Origin of the sequence: Nitrosomonas sp. Nm58, assembly GCF_900107335.1 — a bacterium.
Taxonomy (GTDB): Bacteria; Pseudomonadota; Gammaproteobacteria; order Burkholderiales; family Nitrosomonadaceae; genus Nitrosomonas.
The window spans coordinates 23,783-37,437 of record NZ_FNPQ01000008.1 but is presented as its reverse complement, the minus strand read 5'-3'; the positions used below and the strand labels follow the sequence as shown (position 1 = coordinate 37,437).

General features: G+C 46.6%; 21 protein-coding genes. 2 read left to right on the top strand and 19 right to left on the bottom strand.

Going from position 1 to position 13,655, the window contains the following annotated elements; all coding sequences use genetic code 11:
- Nucleotides 1-8 precede the first annotated feature (8 nt).
- The 6 genes from BLW34_RS05010 to BLW34_RS04985 form a co-directional block, all read right to left on the bottom strand.
- A complete protein-coding gene (locus BLW34_RS05010; RefSeq protein ID WP_090576438.1) occupies nt 9-1,748 on the bottom strand; it encodes a phage portal protein in 1,740 nt (579 codons plus the stop codon).
- Nucleotides 1,749-1,801: 53 nt separating this feature from the next.
- Complete coding sequence (locus tag BLW34_RS05005; protein ID WP_090576435.1) at nt 1,802-2,242, bottom strand: helix-turn-helix domain-containing protein; 441 nt, start codon at nt 2,240-2,242, stop codon at nt 1,802-1,804.
- 13 nt (nt 2,243-2,255) lie between these two features.
- Nucleotides 2,256-2,567, bottom strand: a complete 312-nt coding sequence (locus BLW34_RS05000; protein ID WP_090576431.1) for a DUF4258 domain-containing protein — start codon at nt 2,565-2,567, stop codon at nt 2,256-2,258.
- A gap of 95 nt (nt 2,568-2,662) precedes the next feature.
- Nucleotides 2,663-3,781 carry a tetratricopeptide repeat protein gene (locus tag BLW34_RS04995; RefSeq protein WP_090576428.1) on the bottom strand — a complete coding sequence of 373 codons (1,119 nt, stop codon included), beginning with the start codon at nt 3,779-3,781 and terminating at the stop codon, nt 2,663-2,665.
- Nucleotides 3,782-3,807: 26 nt separating this feature from the next.
- On the bottom strand, nt 3,808-4,632 hold the full coding sequence (locus tag BLW34_RS04990; protein ID WP_090576424.1) for a BRO family protein: 825 nt from the start codon (nt 4,630-4,632) through the stop codon (nt 3,808-3,810).
- Nucleotides 4,633-4,880: 248 nt separating this feature from the next.
- Nucleotides 4,881-5,213, bottom strand: a complete 333-nt coding sequence (locus tag BLW34_RS04985) for a hypothetical protein (RefSeq protein ID WP_090576421.1) — start codon at nt 5,211-5,213, stop codon at nt 4,881-4,883.
- 177 nt (nt 5,214-5,390) lie between these two features.
- Here BLW34_RS04985 and BLW34_RS16375 point away from each other — a divergent pair, with 177 nt between their 5' ends.
- Together BLW34_RS16375 and BLW34_RS04975 are read left to right on the top strand one after the other, a co-directional pair.
- The gene (locus BLW34_RS16375) at nt 5,391-5,855 is read left to right on the top strand and encodes an HNH endonuclease (RefSeq protein WP_218138777.1); all 465 of its coding nucleotides are present in this window, start codon (nt 5,391-5,393) and stop codon (nt 5,853-5,855) included.
- A 110-nt stretch (nt 5,856-5,965) separates the two neighbouring features.
- Nucleotides 5,966-6,436 carry a YkvA family protein gene (locus BLW34_RS04975; protein WP_177165961.1) on the top strand — a complete coding sequence of 157 codons (471 nt, stop codon included), beginning with the start codon at nt 5,966-5,968 and terminating at the stop codon, nt 6,434-6,436.
- A gap of 89 nt (nt 6,437-6,525) precedes the next feature.
- Here BLW34_RS04975 and terL read toward each other — a convergent pair whose 3' ends face one another.
- The 13 genes from terL to BLW34_RS04915 all read right to left on the bottom strand — a co-directional run bounded on the left by terL (nt 6,526) and on the right by BLW34_RS04915 (nt 13,650).
- Nucleotides 6,526-8,049 carry a phage terminase large subunit gene (gene terL, locus BLW34_RS04970; RefSeq protein ID WP_090576418.1) on the bottom strand — a complete coding sequence of 508 codons (1,524 nt, stop codon included), beginning with the start codon at nt 8,047-8,049 and terminating at the stop codon, nt 6,526-6,528.
- Nucleotides 8,049-8,960, bottom strand: a complete 912-nt coding sequence (locus BLW34_RS04965) for an HNH endonuclease (RefSeq protein WP_090576415.1) — start codon at nt 8,958-8,960, stop codon at nt 8,049-8,051. The genes terL and BLW34_RS04965 overlap by 1 nt, the downstream gene beginning before the upstream one ends.
- Before the next feature lie 10 nt (nt 8,961-8,970).
- On the bottom strand, nt 8,971-9,489 hold the full coding sequence (locus tag BLW34_RS04960; RefSeq protein ID WP_090576412.1) for a hypothetical protein: 519 nt from the start codon (nt 9,487-9,489) through the stop codon (nt 8,971-8,973).
- Nucleotides 9,470-9,679 carry a hypothetical protein gene (locus BLW34_RS15505; protein WP_143037866.1) on the bottom strand — a complete coding sequence of 70 codons (210 nt, stop codon included), beginning with the start codon at nt 9,677-9,679 and terminating at the stop codon, nt 9,470-9,472. The genes BLW34_RS04960 and BLW34_RS15505 overlap by 20 nt, the downstream gene beginning before the upstream one ends.
- A gap of 77 nt (nt 9,680-9,756) precedes the next feature.
- Nucleotides 9,757-10,041, bottom strand: a complete 285-nt coding sequence (locus BLW34_RS04955; protein WP_090540919.1) for a hypothetical protein — start codon at nt 10,039-10,041, stop codon at nt 9,757-9,759.
- A 16-nt stretch (nt 10,042-10,057) separates the two neighbouring features.
- Entirely contained in the window at nt 10,058-10,357 is a 300-nt protein-coding gene (locus BLW34_RS04950; protein WP_090576408.1) for a hypothetical protein, read from the bottom strand.
- Nucleotides 10,358-10,391: 34 nt separating this feature from the next.
- Nucleotides 10,392-10,925 carry a hypothetical protein gene (locus BLW34_RS04945; protein WP_090576405.1) on the bottom strand — a complete coding sequence of 178 codons (534 nt, stop codon included), beginning with the start codon at nt 10,923-10,925 and terminating at the stop codon, nt 10,392-10,394.
- Between the two features lie 39 nt (nt 10,926-10,964).
- Nucleotides 10,965-11,168 (bottom strand): hypothetical protein, encoded by a 204-nt coding sequence (locus BLW34_RS04940; RefSeq protein ID WP_090576402.1) that lies wholly within the window; start codon nt 11,166-11,168, stop codon nt 10,965-10,967.
- On the bottom strand, nt 11,165-11,602 hold the full coding sequence (locus BLW34_RS04935; RefSeq protein ID WP_218138776.1) for a hypothetical protein: 438 nt from the start codon (nt 11,600-11,602) through the stop codon (nt 11,165-11,167). The genes BLW34_RS04940 and BLW34_RS04935 overlap by 4 nt, the downstream gene beginning before the upstream one ends.
- A gap of 89 nt (nt 11,603-11,691) precedes the next feature.
- A complete protein-coding gene (locus tag BLW34_RS04930; RefSeq protein WP_090576398.1) occupies nt 11,692-11,892 on the bottom strand; it encodes a DUF7696 family protein in 201 nt (66 codons plus the stop codon).
- Complete coding sequence (locus BLW34_RS17335) at nt 11,893-12,159, bottom strand: hypothetical protein (RefSeq protein WP_371263912.1); 267 nt, start codon at nt 12,157-12,159, stop codon at nt 11,893-11,895.
- 16 nt (nt 12,160-12,175) lie between these two features.
- Nucleotides 12,176-13,174, bottom strand: coding sequence for a DNA cytosine methyltransferase (locus tag BLW34_RS04920; RefSeq protein WP_090576391.1), 999 nt, complete (start codon nt 13,172-13,174; stop codon nt 12,176-12,178).
- Nucleotides 13,171-13,650, bottom strand: coding sequence for a hypothetical protein (locus tag BLW34_RS04915; RefSeq protein WP_090576388.1), 480 nt, complete (start codon nt 13,648-13,650; stop codon nt 13,171-13,173). Before BLW34_RS04915 ends, BLW34_RS04920 begins: the two co-directional genes overlap by 4 nt.
- Nucleotides 13,651-13,655 lie beyond the last annotated feature (5 nt).

Genomic DNA, 13,655 nt, shown 5'->3' with positions numbered 1-13,655 from the left:
CTTCTCCGCTAAACTTCAAATGTGTAAACAGGCAGACCGAAAGACTTTCCTAAATTTTCTTCATCATCGGACTCGATTGCAGTCTCATCATCGTTATCACCCGCATCGCCATAATCCGCTTCTTGCTGATCGCCTTGATTCTCTCCTGCATCGCCAAAATCAGATTGATCTTCCTGGTCAGAATTACTGCCTTGCTCGTCCGGGTTACCAAAATCTTGATCATTCTGTTGCTGTTCGGACTGCCAAGCGCCAAGCAAGGCAGGATTGACAGGGGCCTCACCCCATTTGTCATTTAGTTTGTCGTAACCTTCTTGGGCGCGTATTTCATTGACCTTGAGTACCAGCTTGCGAATTTCATGGCGCTTTTCTTCGTCTTCCTCATCGAGCCCTGTCCAGCGAAACACATATTGCTCGCTGAAATCCTGAATAATGAAATCCGAGAAAATATTTTCCAGATAAGTCAGAAGTGGACGTAAGCCGCTGTCTTTTGAATTTGCCAGCTTCTCAGACGTGTCTGAGCCAGAAAGAGATGATTTGCTTGCGCTGAATGACTCAAAATTAATCTCATCAGGAGAAATGCCGTAAATGGCACAGATGATCGATGCCAGGAATGTCATCCATTTCGAGAACATCATCTCATCGACATCGACACCAAAGCGCTCGAAGGCCGCGCGGGATTCCTGATCCTTGGATACCATGACCGGCAACGTCCAGGCATTGTTGACACCCTTCACCATTGCATTCCAGTAGCGCTTGAATGCCGACAGGTCTTTCTCGGAATAATTTCCGGATAAGTGCAACAGCCCTTTGGGAATCGCGTTACTATCGAAATACTTCTGATTGTAGGTCATGGCGTTTAAAAATCCCGTGACCACGCGAATCAATAACTCGGTCTCAGCCAGACCATAACCACCAGTTAATACATCCGTACGCGGATTGCGCGGCACATAGATCAGATCGTCATAGGTATAGGCAGTACGGATGCGCCCCTGCACCACCTGCAGCGCGAATATCTCGTCATCGCCCTCATAACCATCTTCCGTGCAAAGCCTGATCGTGGAACCATCCACGGCATACAATCCATCCATCCCAAGCTTTCTGTCACGCTTGTATTCTGTCTCGATAGCCATTGAATCCATGGTAAGACTATCCCGAGTCAGCTTGGCCACGAATGACGTGAAATCGTCGCGCTTAAGCCGCATTCTCTGGCGTGGTTTTGCTTCCCACCCGCAGTTAAGCATGAAATCCTGCATCAATTGGATGGATTGACGGTTGGTATCCGTTACCTCTGCCTCACGGTCTTTGAGCTTGATCTCGAAGCCAGGCCCGCGACCGGATTCCTGTATCCTGCAGAACCGCTGAACCTGGCGGATACGTGTCATGATCACGGAATTGAGTATCGGCGTCTGTTCGACCATGGCACGCATGGAGTCGAAGCTGAACACGCCAGGCTTATCGTAGTAGTGCCCCATGACCGATACCTGCATATCGTCCAGATACACGGATTGCATGCCAGGTTGCTTATTCTTGACTGCTTTAGAAGGGAAAGGAATGATATTCGGCTTCGCTAAAGCCTTTCTCATTTCCTGTTCAGCCAAGTCATCAAGAATATAGTCAATGACCGGCTGTATCTCAGGGCGCGGAATTAATTCTGATAATGCACTTTTTTGTAACTCTGCATGGGCGTCATAGCGCTCATCTTGTGGCGCTACTTCGTTGAAAGCTACTTGTGAGGGAGTGTCGTTCATGCCATGAAAGTAGCATCACGACACCCTTTTGTTATTGGCCTACATATTTCAGCTTAAGCAGCTTGTTTCCACCCCGATTTGGTTTCTTCAAGCTCTATCTTGACTGAATGAATGTCACGGTTTAATTGGCTTATCCTCTCCAATAGAGAATTTATATCTCTATGCCCATTCACTTTTGCCGCATACATCGCTCTTAGTATTTTTTCTGCTGGAGCAGATACTTTAGAACGATTATTCTCCCACCCCCTGATTGATGGCTCGCTAACACCAAGCATGGTAGCTAAATGAGATTGTGACAAATCAAGTTCTTTCCGTAGAAACCGCAGTTCCGCGCCTGTTAATCTTGGTTTGTTATTAACCAAATACAGCCCAATAGCTTTATGCAAGCCATCCAGATCATGAATGGAAGTGGCTTCTCCATAAGCAGTTTTAACAGTTGTATATCCGTTCCTAAGCCAAATATTTTGTAGCCCGCAGCTTGTATAATGCAACATGCTGATCCCCTCCTCAATAAGACGTTATTATAATAATCATGCTTCCATCAGAGTCTTTATCAAGGGCGGCAACTACCGCCACTGGCTCTCCAGCCGAAAATGTTTCCAAAGTTAAACACCATTTGCCGTGAATATCACGGTACGGACCTTCAGTTATTTTCCCATGTAGCAAGCAACGCTGAACCTGCGATCTTGTGATTTTGCGCTCCTTCATGCGCTTTTCCGCATGAGTTGTATAGAATACTCTGGCGCTGTCTTTCGCTATTTCAGCTATTAATTGTTTTGCGTTAGCGCATGTCAAATCCAAAGCAACAATATTGCTCATGCGGGTATTATTTTATTTATTGACCGTTAAATTCTAACGGTTTATTTGCGCAAAAACAAGATGATTGAGACGATCCGTATTTTAGCGGCGCTTGCTTACCTGCTTGCCCATATTGGACCGAAACTGCCAAAACAACTATTTAGGATAGCCTCAATCCTGACATCTGCTAATGTACGCAATTCCCCCCATTTATTAATCTCAAACATAGGTATTGAGCCCATGCGTCTGCCGTCTGCACTTATCAGCTCATCGTAGATTCTTACATCGTCACCACGGTTAGTTGCACGGATAGTCAGATATGCTTGTTTACTATCAAGAGAAGCCATCTTGGCAAGCAAGACATTCTCAAGTGGAAGATAGCGCCCATCGTTTGCACGGCAATCAATATTGAAGGATTGAATCCTTGTTTGCGCGTGAGCGGTTTCATACCTCAAGCGTTTTCCGTATTTTTGCCTTAACTGTTTAACATAGGACTGGCTTCTTATAGCTTCATTAAGCTCGGTTTTCGCTTTTCTAGCCTTCTCTTGCTCATCAGCCTCAGCCTGAGCTAATTCTTTATCCAAATCATTCAAAAGACTGTTTACCTGATCTGAATATCCATTTTTAGCAGATGTAGTCAACCAGTAGTGAGCTTGCTTTATATTCTTAGGCACACGGTAATCATTGAAATAAATTTTTCCCAATGCGAATTGAGCATCAGCATCGCCTCCCTCAGCAGCCCTCTCATAGAGAGAAATACCTTTTTCTATATTTTTCTCAACGCCATCCCCATTCAAATACATTTCGCCTAAATGTATCATTGCTTTTTTATCAACATCTCTCTCTATTGCTTTTAAGAAATGTTCTGCGGCTTTAACAGAGTTTTGTTCAACGCCGATTCCTTTTTGGTACATGATTCCTACTTTATAATTTGCTCCACGAGCCCAACCATTAGCTGCTTTTTCAGTCCAGTAAAATGCTTTCTCAGAATCCTGTGGCATTCCTAAGCCATCCATATAAGCATCACCAAGTTTTAGCTGCTCATTTGAGTCTCCAGATTTCGCAAATTGCTGTGTCAAGAAAGCGCTCTTCTCGGAATTATTCATACTATCCCAATACGATGTTCTTTGGGATTCCTGAGGAACTGCACAAGCACTAAGAAACAGCATCATCACAAACAACCATTTTTTCATCTTATTCTTCCTTTTTATTTTGCTTGAGAAAGGAAAGAGCATCTAGGCCCTTTCCTGTGCTGTGCTTTCTATTGGCTCCTACCCATCCAGCGATTCAGGTAGCGAGTGGCGATGCCGATATGCATCAATGCTTCGCTTACTTCTGTTGAGCCAGTTATTAGGAGCCTCTTAACATCATCCAGTGCTTCCCATAGCGGCATCCCTGCTTCAATGGGAAGCTCATGACACCAGGTCTGCAATTCCGTAATGATGCTTCTCATTGTTTGGATGCTGCGTATTGCGTCTGCTGAGCCCGCAGGATCGGGCTTTGTCCAAACGGGTGGTTTGATCGCAGGCATAGGAGCGGGTAACGTCCTAACTTCTTTCTTGCCTGGAATGGAAGGGATATACCGGCAAGCCTCCTCGTATTTTGTAAACAGTAAATTTTTGTAGCTATTGATACGAAAATGATTGTTGAAGCGGCTCCATGCGTACACACGGTCACGGCCATCTGGGAAGCGCTCGCAAACCAGAGTGTAAATTTCGTTGGTTTGCTCGGGTGTAATGAACTGCTGAGGATTGCTCGGTAGTTGAGTTTCCCGATCCAGGATATCCAGAACCCATTTCCTGAATTCTTTAGCGATTTTTGTGCGGGCGAACATGGCGAGAAGATGAGCACCACGAAGGGAGAAAATTCTTACTTTCTGTTTTCCGCCATTAGTTTCTAATTCAACCAAGGCAGTCATGGCGTCGGTGAATTCGTCTTTGTTAGATTCGTACAATTTCCAAATCGAGTGGTCTGGCTTGGCATATCCCAAGGCACCTCCGATCTGGAGGCTCCTTAGCCAAGGCTGGTTGTTACGGTCTACAACGTCGAATTGAGTGGATTGAAAAGCTAAAGAAAGAGCAGTCATGATGACCTCCTATGCGATTTATTTTGAGTATTCACCCTTTTTGAGAGGGTGGCCGGGTGCTCAAAACCGCGCATAGACGGCTGGCATATTCCCTGTCAAGACAGGTCTTTTATTAGCCTAACACCCGGCCATAGGAAAACTATGGACGTAAAAAAACCACGACTATCGGGCGCAGGTTAGTCCGCTATGCGAAGTGTTTTGAGCACTTATCTGCAATATATCCCCCTTGCATTGTCGTGTCAAATAACTTACTTATACCACCCACCCATTCCGTCAGACTGAATATGCTTGCCATCAGGGGTGAAGTATCCACCCCTGCCGTCCGATTGATAATGCCCTTGTGGAGCATAATAACCACCTTGGTTATCAGTCTGAACATGACCTTTTTGCGTAAAGTAGCCGCCCCTACCATCTGATTGCAGGTGCTCTCCGTTAGGGGCATAGTAACCGCCCATCCTGTCTGATTGGTAATGGTCCTCTTTAGTGAAGTAGCCGCCCAACTTATCTGGTTGGATGTGATCTCCAGAAGCAAATGCCAGATGGGAAATAAGAATGGTTACTAATGCGGATATAAATTTCATATATTTGTGGATCTAGCGAAGATTGTTATTATGATGAAAGCTAAACCGACGCAATTCTATTAATCATAAGAAAATAGCATGCAACTTTCCGAGTTATATTTCATTTTTGACGTAATATATTGCGTCATTTCGGAGGTCTAATTCTAGTTAGGCTTTCGTCACCAATAGGAAGTTCTCATGCAACCAGACCAAACTTCCGTGCTTTGTATGTCCGACCACCCCAAGTCGCGACAAACTGTCCGCAGACACTACTTAGCATGGCGAAAACGCCAAGGCCTACCTGAACGATGCGATAACTCTTCTTGCCAGTTTTTTTCCGTGCCACTGCAATGGAACGGTAAGCCGTTGCCGCTCATACTGGATCACGAGTCAGGAAATTCGAGAGACAACAGAACTGAAAACCTCCGTTTACTTTGCCCGAACTGCGATTCGCAAAACACATCAACTCGAGGAGGTGCTAATGCTGGGCGCATTAAGGTACTTCCTGGAGGCTCGTATCAGGTCAAGCATCGCGATGGAAGACAGGATGGCTACGCGAACGGAGCAGTGATAGGCGTTCAAGTAACGGCACCAGTTGGTAACGTTGCGGCCGTTATCAGTTATCCGAATGGTGCAAAGGGTGGCTCACAAAGCGATGTTTGACACTTCCATCATTAAAACTGACATGCAACACCGTGCCTACGCTCCCCAGCCTAACTGGGGGTTCAACGCGGACGCCAACATAGGCCATGCCTTCGGCATTTTCATGGCCTATGTCGGTACCCTCCGCACTTCGTGCTCCGGCGCCGGTTAACCAAGGCGTTGGGCGTCTATTTAGCGAGGCAGTGGTAGTGCTCGAAAAATTGAAACAACGCGCGCGCCATCTCAAGGCGGAAACCTTTGCGCTTTATCTTGCTGCCCGCGACCCACGGACACCTTGGTATGCCAAGCTTCTCGTTGCCGGTATCGTTGCTTATGCCTTCAGTCCTATTGATCTTATTCCGGACTTTGTGCCTGTTCTTGGCTACCTGGATGATCTCATCCTGATACCTCTGGGTATTGCATTGGCAATCAAGCTGGTTCCCCATTCTGTTCTGGCTGAATGCCGAACACGAGCACAGGAAACCATTAAAAATGGAAAAACAGTAAGCCGGGTTGCTGGCGCAGTAATCATCGCAATTTGGCTACTGTTGGCTGCGCTCTGCATCGTGTGGGGCTATGAAGCGCTCATGGCGCAACCGTGAGCACGCCCAACGACTCAATCAACTGAACGTGTTAAAGCGCGCCGGTTATTTCAAAAGTAGAATAATAGCCAATTAGATTTTTATTTATTTCAACCCTCCGCCTCCACAAATAATGAACATCCAGGATCGTGTGCACGCACCTTCACGTGCCGCTCTTCACACAGCTTGGTTTCAGAGTTGAACGCCGTGCAATTGCCGCACACCTCGCTTTCCGTAGGCTGCTTTTCGAGTATTCCCATCACGCCATCAGGTAAGCCAGGCATACCCCTTTCGACCATTGCTTGACGTTTCTGCATCACTTCTGTCTCAGGATTTTTTGGCAGAATAAATAATGTTTTCCCATAGTCTCCAGTCATCATGTATCCATAAACAGCGGCATCGACCATATCATCATGCTCACAGTCCGGGCCAAACGATAATAGTTCGTTGATAAACTCTTGTGGAAGTGTCTCTGCATGCCAGACAAGCCCGTTCTCGTATCGTGTAATCAAGCCTTGTGCACGCGTCAATTTATCTTTATCTGGTCTTACCTGTCGCACAGGAAGATCGGTAGAGCGCAATAATTCCTCTACTACAGCAGCCTGATATTGCACCACTTCAATAGCAATCGATTCTGGGCGCCATCTTTCCGCTTTACTTTGGATAAAATCCAACGCATCCCGGAAACCAACTCGCCTTCGTTCTGCATCTACTATCCACACGCGGCCTGTGTTCTTATCCACACCAACAGTAACAATTGCAGTATAGTCAGCGTTTTCCTTCATTGAAATTGCAAGATCAACTCCCTGATACAGCGTCATACCCTCCGGTGGCTGACCGCTATGGAGATGCTCTGCCTTAATGAACGTGCCAGCGAAAGTTACGAATTGCGCCTCGATCTCCTGCATGAACGCCAAACGAGGCATGCTAGAGCGCATTCTTTCAATATCTTCCCGATTGATATGAGGATTTTCCCAAGTCGGTATCTGCCAGGATTGCCATTGGTCATCTCGCGCCGGATTTGCGGCATGACCATAATCAAACAGAGTCTTGAAGAAATTATCACCCTTCGGAGTGCTAACAATCCATGCCTCTCCTTGGTAATCAAGCAAAAGCGGCTGTATGTTCTGACTCCATGATTCTTCCAGTCGTTTTATCATGGCGGCCTCATCGATAACTACCGTGGCATACTTCCTGCCCCGGCCAGCATCAGGATTGTCCAATGACCAGAACTCAATACACCCACCAGTATTTAGGTCAATACGCTTATTCTGCTCTGATTTCTGGGAAGTAATGGGTTTCAGCAGATAAACTAGATTCCGCCACGATTCAAGCATGGTTTGATAGGTGGGGGCATACAACGCCACCGGGTACCCATGAAGCGCTCCCTTTTTTCGAGGGCCATCAAGGAGCACATCAGCAGAGAGGAAAGTTTTCCCGAACCTTCTGCCACACGAAGCGACATTGTAACGTCGACTTTCTGCGAGCATTCTTATTTGAGCAGGGTGAAGCTGCGGCATTCCCAAACGCTCACGTATAGTTTCCGAATCACCATTAATCCGCTTAAGTTCTTCTGTGCGGCGGCGGCGAATTTCCAGCTCAGCCGCTGCCCGAATAGATAACGGAATAACCATTACAACAGCATCCCAATCTCATTAGCCCATGTAAACGGATCTTTGGCATTTTTACGACCATTGCAAGATCGACATAACAATTGAATATTGTCAATCGCGTTACTTCCACCTTTGCTCAGAGGCTGAATGTGATCGCGATCATATGAGTTACCAAACTTTGCACCACAATAAGCACAGCGACCTTTTTGTTTTTTATTTAATTCTTCAATCTCTTTCTCTGTGAATTTTCCATTAGCACCATGCCTCAGCGCACGACGAATAGAACCTCGATGGCGAGAATATCTGAGTGCATTATTTGGCATCCAAACGACACTATCTGATTTAGCGCACCCGCATGAAATAGTGCGCCCACTTCGCAATGAAGAAAGAGAAACTTTCTTTTCACATCCACAGTCACATTTGCACAACCACAATGTGTGGCCTGAAGAATTTTTTCCAGATCGCTCAACAGCAGTAAGTTTGCCAAATCGCTCGCCAGATAAATTTATCAATCGCCTATTTCTAGCGTTTTCATACTCGTAGCAACCACACGAAGGATTCTTGCTTTTTCTTAAATACAGACCTGTAACCGTAACATCCTTTCCACAATCACAGCGCGTATTGAATTGAGACATTCCTTTTTTAGATTCGCATGTAGAAATTACGACCAAACGACCAAACCTCTCTCCTGGCAAATAATTAATGGATACGCCAAGTGTTCGCCCGCAAACCTTAGCTGGATCGCCAAGAAGGAGGCAACCACATGACTTGATTTGTCCACTGATTAGATTGCCTCGAATTATGGATTTCTCGTTGCCGCATTCACAACGGCATATCCACCTTGAACCAGAATGGCTTTTTCTTTCGGAATCACGACGAATTACCGTGAAGCGACCAAACACCATTCCGGTCATATCTTTAGCAGTCACCATGTTCTTGTAATTAAACTGGCATTCTCCCTTTAGCTATCGCCGCCAATTGCTCATCCGTAAGCGTCGTCACGTCCACAATTTGATCTAAATTCCAGGCTTTCCTCTCCCCATCCTGAATGATCTTCAACGTTTCACTCGCAATCTTGGCTGCTTTCAAGTCTTCGAACGCGATACGCTTTTCCTCAAGACTTGATGCCTCACTATGAGTTTTGCAGCCTGCCTCCACCATCTCGCGAACCGTCGGCCATTCTTCACGATGCCGTTCAATAACGGCGGCACGGCGCTCCGCTTCAGCATCAATCGCCTCAGCCCGTTTTGAAAGGTTGTCACTGGAAACATAGCCGGAAACTTTCTCGGAAACTTTCCGCCTGATCGCCGGTTCAATACTCCGCGTCCATCCTTCTTTCTCGGCCTTTTTATTAATTGCCGTATGAGAAATACCGAATATCGCGGATAACTCTCTGGCAGAAGCACCTACTTCAAATTTGGCACGAATATCATTCCATTGCTCAGGAGTTAGTCGAGCCACTTACCAGCCCTCCCTCTATCGTTTTGGCGTTCAGGAATGAATAACCAATAAAATTCTGGCAGCCATCCAGCGTCAAAGCCGGAGTGATAAACCACTGCGCAACCTGGTCGCCCGGTTCGCGCCGCATGCATCGTTGACACAAAAGCGCGTTCTTTCCTTTACATCTCTCTACATCGTAAGGTAATGTCATGTGTTTAATTGCTATCCAGTTTATTGTGATTTGTACTCTTGCCGGAATACACATTAACCTAACATCACGATCGATAATCAATGCAGCATACTTTCCGCTTTAGGAGCCTTAACCCACCCGTACTTACTCATGATTCTTTCATCAAGCGTTTCTATATCAATCTCTGCGTCCAAAACGAGAACGGTCACGTCTTTAAAGCCCAGAGTAGTTAATCTATCCCTCAATGCCGAGAAGTACATTTGTGCTTCTTTATCGGGCACCTTCCCGGCGGGAATACGAATAAGCAGAATGTCACCATCCTTGATATCGAGCTTGCTGACTTCAAGCTCTGGCACTCCACTTGCATTGTTTTGTTCTTCCACCTCTTTCTCCTTTTAATTAATCATCTATCTGCTTGGCTATAATTTCAGTTTGATATGGCTCGTTTGGATTATCCGAATACACACATCTAATCCCTAAATCAGTACCGTCTTTCAGCTTGAGACCACAGCAACAGATATCCCTGTGATCATCAGAAACTGCTATCTGTCCGCAATCAGCACATCTGAATACCTTGCCTACCTCCCTCCAGACACGTTCACCCGCAGCCTCCTTAATCGTTTTCTGACCAGAAGCATCAGCAAACAAATCAAGTTGCGCATTCTCTACGCGCTGAATTGCCCGGCTTTTGTATCTCACCAGAATGCGTCCAAAGCAGTTCCGGCAGATATGATCAGTCAGATACCAACTCTCTGGCTTCAATCGCAAGCGCCTTTCTATAAAAACCAAACCGTACGTTTTTCTGACTGTCTCTCAGCATTCTAATAATCATTTCATTCGTCGATTCTGCAAGTACAGCCCTTGCAATATGCAATTCGTCACCAGTTACATACGGCACACTCATTGGTTTCAATGGCCTTTGTTTAATCGGCTTAGTGCCTTTAGCATTCTTCCCCTTCAACCACTCTTGTTGCCTGTTGTAGCAGCTCACACAAATATTGTCGCTGATAAATCGATTGGATGGCCTGTGACACCTGGCGCAGATTCTTTTACCTGATAGACGCGATGTAGATATTTCATGCTCTCCGGCATGCATTGCGCCTATCTTGCAGTTCCTGCAGTGATGAAGACGGAAGTTATCTTTTTCCTTGCGTGCTTGACGCCACATATCGGCGCACGATGATTTAGTCAGTGTTGCAGATAATCTGCTGCACTCGAAATATTCCCCAGGACAATCCCCTCTTAAAAAGTATTTGATAGGCTCCATCTCCAACATTCCTTGTCAGTTAAGCACCAGTAACAACCATCAATTTTCTTTGTAGTCCTTACATCTTCTGCCGTGCTTGCGTTGTCTGCCATCAGCATCCATTCTGGTGCACACCACTACGTCCTGACCAAACGCACGCTCACGATGCTCATGCACACACCCCTTGCACGTTCTGGATTCCTTCACCATCAAAACCTTGAGCGGGTCTCTAAATGACAATCGGGTTAGATGCTCTTCTCTCATTTATTTTCCACCTTGCTGATATCCCAGGTACCGTCCTTGCCCTTTTTCACCAGGTAGAATGGCCAGGGAAATTTCTCTGCCGCGCATTTCAGCTTAACCAACGAATCGTCAAACGCATACCCGCCCTTTACTTCATGAGCTTCCAGCTCGCCGTTGGCTCTCATCACCATGAAATCAACCGTGTAGTGCGTGTTGTCCGCAAGCCTAAGCTTTACCGCCTCGAATTCGTGCCAAAGCACATATCCGCATGCTTTCAGCGCTTCAAGATGCTGAGAGTACGCCAGTTCCAGCTTATTCATCTGGCGCTCCTTTAACCTTCCTAGCGCCTGTAATTCTTGCAGGGTATTATTTTTCTTTTTAGCAGATGACAAGCCCGCATTTTCTGCAAATCGCTTTTCCATCTCTTTTCTAAATTCATTCGAATAAATCGCCATGCATTTAACCCTCCTCCCTCTTCTTCTTGTATAAATGACGGAAGGATCGTGACAGCTCGTACTTACTCAAAAACGAAATCATCCAGTTTTTATTTATTGCCTGCTCCGCTTCCATTTTTTCTCCTATACCACTCGTCATAAACATCTGATCTAAGCTTGTTTGCCGCAGCGATTCCTCTTTTTTTCTCAACACCATCTATGTAAGCCCTGCGCTCTTCTTTGGTTTTGAATAGTCTGAAAACCTCTTCGGCCTCACATGCGGCTCTATACTCTTCTGAGCTTGTATCCATTCATCTCGATCCTCTATCTATCGCCAGATATTTGTTCTGCAGCCCAAGCAGATAAAACTCATTCGGCAATCTGAATAATTTGCAGAACTTCTTTGGGCCCATGCCGTGCAGCCCCACATGTCCAACGTGGTGAGATTCACAAAGACAAATCGTCATGAAACTGCTTCTAGGGTTACTACCATCTGCAACGTGATGAACCTGGCCGGGCGTTCTCACTCCATCGAACTCGCGGCAGATTACGCAGCAGGTTGAGGCAACTGCAGACATATGGTCTTTTTCTGCTTTAGTCATGCATCACATCCATAAATGCTGAAATAAACTCAATCCCACACCCTGCCACAATGGCGTTGCCATACCCTCTTAACCTCATTGTTTTTGCTTCAAGCGAGTAGTCGGCATTGATCTCTTGGTTTTGATTGCCGCTGTACACCACTCCGGTGGAAGTCCTATCAACCAGCGGCTTAAGGCCGGATTTAACTGGCCGGTATTTGTTGTCTCGGCAGTAGAGCCATTCGACAACATCGGCCTCTCGTCGCTTCCGTGACTGTCCGGGAATCCCCATTTGTTTGCTCTTGGAGTGCTCCACCCGGCTATCAACCCCACCTGTTGCGTCAACGGTATTCCTGTATCGTGCGGCCTCGGCGGCTTCACTCCTCTGCTTGAGTCTGTTGCTGTTGGTGATGCCCATCCAGCTATCTGCGCCACGACATCCAGTGAGTCTTTCGAGAGCTTGCCGTTTCTCGTCCTCCCGCCCTGATACCTTCCCTTGTGATCCGGTGCGAATGGAGTTGGCAACCCAGTAAAGCCTTTGTCTGATGTGCGCGGTGCCGATGCTGTGTGCTCCGAATACGCAATGCCCGACGGCGTAACCTTCTTTACCCATTTCTGCATGTAAATCATCGAGCCAACCGTGGCGAATTGCTGACGCAACCTGCTCTCCAAACAAAGTGTCAGGCTTGCACTGTCTGACCAATTCAACGAAGTGTGGGAGCAAGTGCCGTTCATCAGACTTACCGAATCCTTTTCCGGCGACACTGAAAGGCTGGCAGGGAAGGCTTGCTGTCCAGACCGGTCTATTTCCCCATCCAGCTTCGTTAAGGCAATAGTCCCAAGTTCCAACCCCAGCGAAAAAATGGCATCTGTCGAATCCCACAAGGTCATTTGCTTCAACTTCAGTAATGCTTCGCTCATCCACTTCCCCGTCAGCAATCAATCCACCATTAATTAGCTGCCGCAGCCAAGCAGCAGCATCGCGATCAAATTCGTTGTAGTAAGCTTTCACGCCGCCTCCACAAAACTCTGAGCCATGTGCTCAATCTGCTCTGGATCAAGATCAGGCCAATACCGATTTGCGATGTACTCGCAAAATTTCACCGCAACCTGCCTGAATTCCCCTTCCTCCATCGACTCAAAAGACAAGCTTCTCGGTATGCGATATTTCACTTCACCCTCACCAAAATCCACCATCATTTCATCGCAGGCAATGTTCCCTTCCAGCTGGATTTTTTTAAGCGCGTCATGAGCGTCCATCCCATGAAAATCATCGATATTAGCTACAACCAACTGCCCGATACGATGAGCTAGCCGATTAAAACCAGGCGAACGGATTTTGGAGATGATCACCGCCACTAAGTCACCAATCCGATACCTGCGCACTCTTAGCCTTTCAGACGTGTAAGAATCTGCCGGCACAAGCGCACCCTTAGTCACCTTGAACATCAATTTTTCTTTGGACGGTTTCTTGCGAACTTGCTGCATCTCTC

What these genes read in the sequence shown, in the direction of transcription:
- BLW34_RS04975 (WP_177165961.1), top strand. Translation starts at nt 5,966, where the DNA reads ATGTCGGTACCCTCCGCACTTCGTGCTCCGGCGCCGGTTAACCAAGGC.
- BLW34_RS04985 (WP_090576421.1), bottom strand. Translation starts at nt 5,213, where the DNA reads ATGAAATTTATATCCGCATTAGTAACCATTCTTATTTCCCATCTGGCA.
- BLW34_RS04940 (WP_090576402.1), bottom strand. Translation starts at nt 11,168, where the DNA reads ATGAGAGAAGAGCATCTAACCCGATTGTCATTTAGAGACCCGCTCAAG.
- BLW34_RS04995 (WP_090576428.1), bottom strand. Translation starts at nt 3,781, where the DNA reads ATGCTCTTTCCTTTCTCAAGCAAAATAAAAAGGAAGAATAAGATGAAA.
- BLW34_RS04915 (WP_090576388.1), bottom strand. Translation starts at nt 13,650, where the DNA reads ATGCAGCAAGTTCGCAAGAAACCGTCCAAAGAAAAATTGATGTTCAAG.
- BLW34_RS05000 (WP_090576431.1), bottom strand. Translation starts at nt 2,567, where the DNA reads ATGAGCAATATTGTTGCTTTGGATTTGACATGCGCTAACGCAAAACAA.
- BLW34_RS04935 (WP_218138776.1), bottom strand. Translation starts at nt 11,602, where the DNA reads ATGGCGATTTATTCGAATGAATTTAGAAAAGAGATGGAAAAGCGATTT.
- BLW34_RS04945 (WP_090576405.1), bottom strand. Translation starts at nt 10,925, where the DNA reads ATGGAGCCTATCAAATACTTTTTAAGAGGGGATTGTCCTGGGGAATAT.
- BLW34_RS17335 (WP_371263912.1), bottom strand. Translation starts at nt 12,159, where the DNA reads ATGTCTGCAGTTGCCTCAACCTGCTGCGTAATCTGCCGCGAGTTCGAT.
- BLW34_RS16375 (WP_218138777.1), top strand. Translation starts at nt 5,391, where the DNA reads ATGCAACCAGACCAAACTTCCGTGCTTTGTATGTCCGACCACCCCAAG.
- BLW34_RS05005 (WP_090576435.1), bottom strand. Translation starts at nt 2,242, where the DNA reads ATGTTGCATTATACAAGCTGCGGGCTACAAAATATTTGGCTTAGGAAC.
- BLW34_RS15505 (WP_143037866.1), bottom strand. Translation starts at nt 9,679, where the DNA reads ATGACATTACCTTACGATGTAGAGAGATGTAAAGGAAAGAACGCGCTT.
- terL (WP_090576418.1), bottom strand. Translation starts at nt 8,049, where the DNA reads ATGGTTATTCCGTTATCTATTCGGGCAGCGGCTGAGCTGGAAATTCGC.
- BLW34_RS04930 (WP_090576398.1), bottom strand. Translation starts at nt 11,892, where the DNA reads ATGGATACAAGCTCAGAAGAGTATAGAGCCGCATGTGAGGCCGAAGAG.
- BLW34_RS04965 (WP_090576415.1), bottom strand. Translation starts at nt 8,960, where the DNA reads ATGGTGACTGCTAAAGATATGACCGGAATGGTGTTTGGTCGCTTCACG.
- BLW34_RS05010 (WP_090576438.1), bottom strand. Translation starts at nt 1,748, where the DNA reads ATGAACGACACTCCCTCACAAGTAGCTTTCAACGAAGTAGCGCCACAA.
- BLW34_RS04990 (WP_090576424.1), bottom strand. Translation starts at nt 4,632, where the DNA reads ATGACTGCTCTTTCTTTAGCTTTTCAATCCACTCAATTCGACGTTGTA.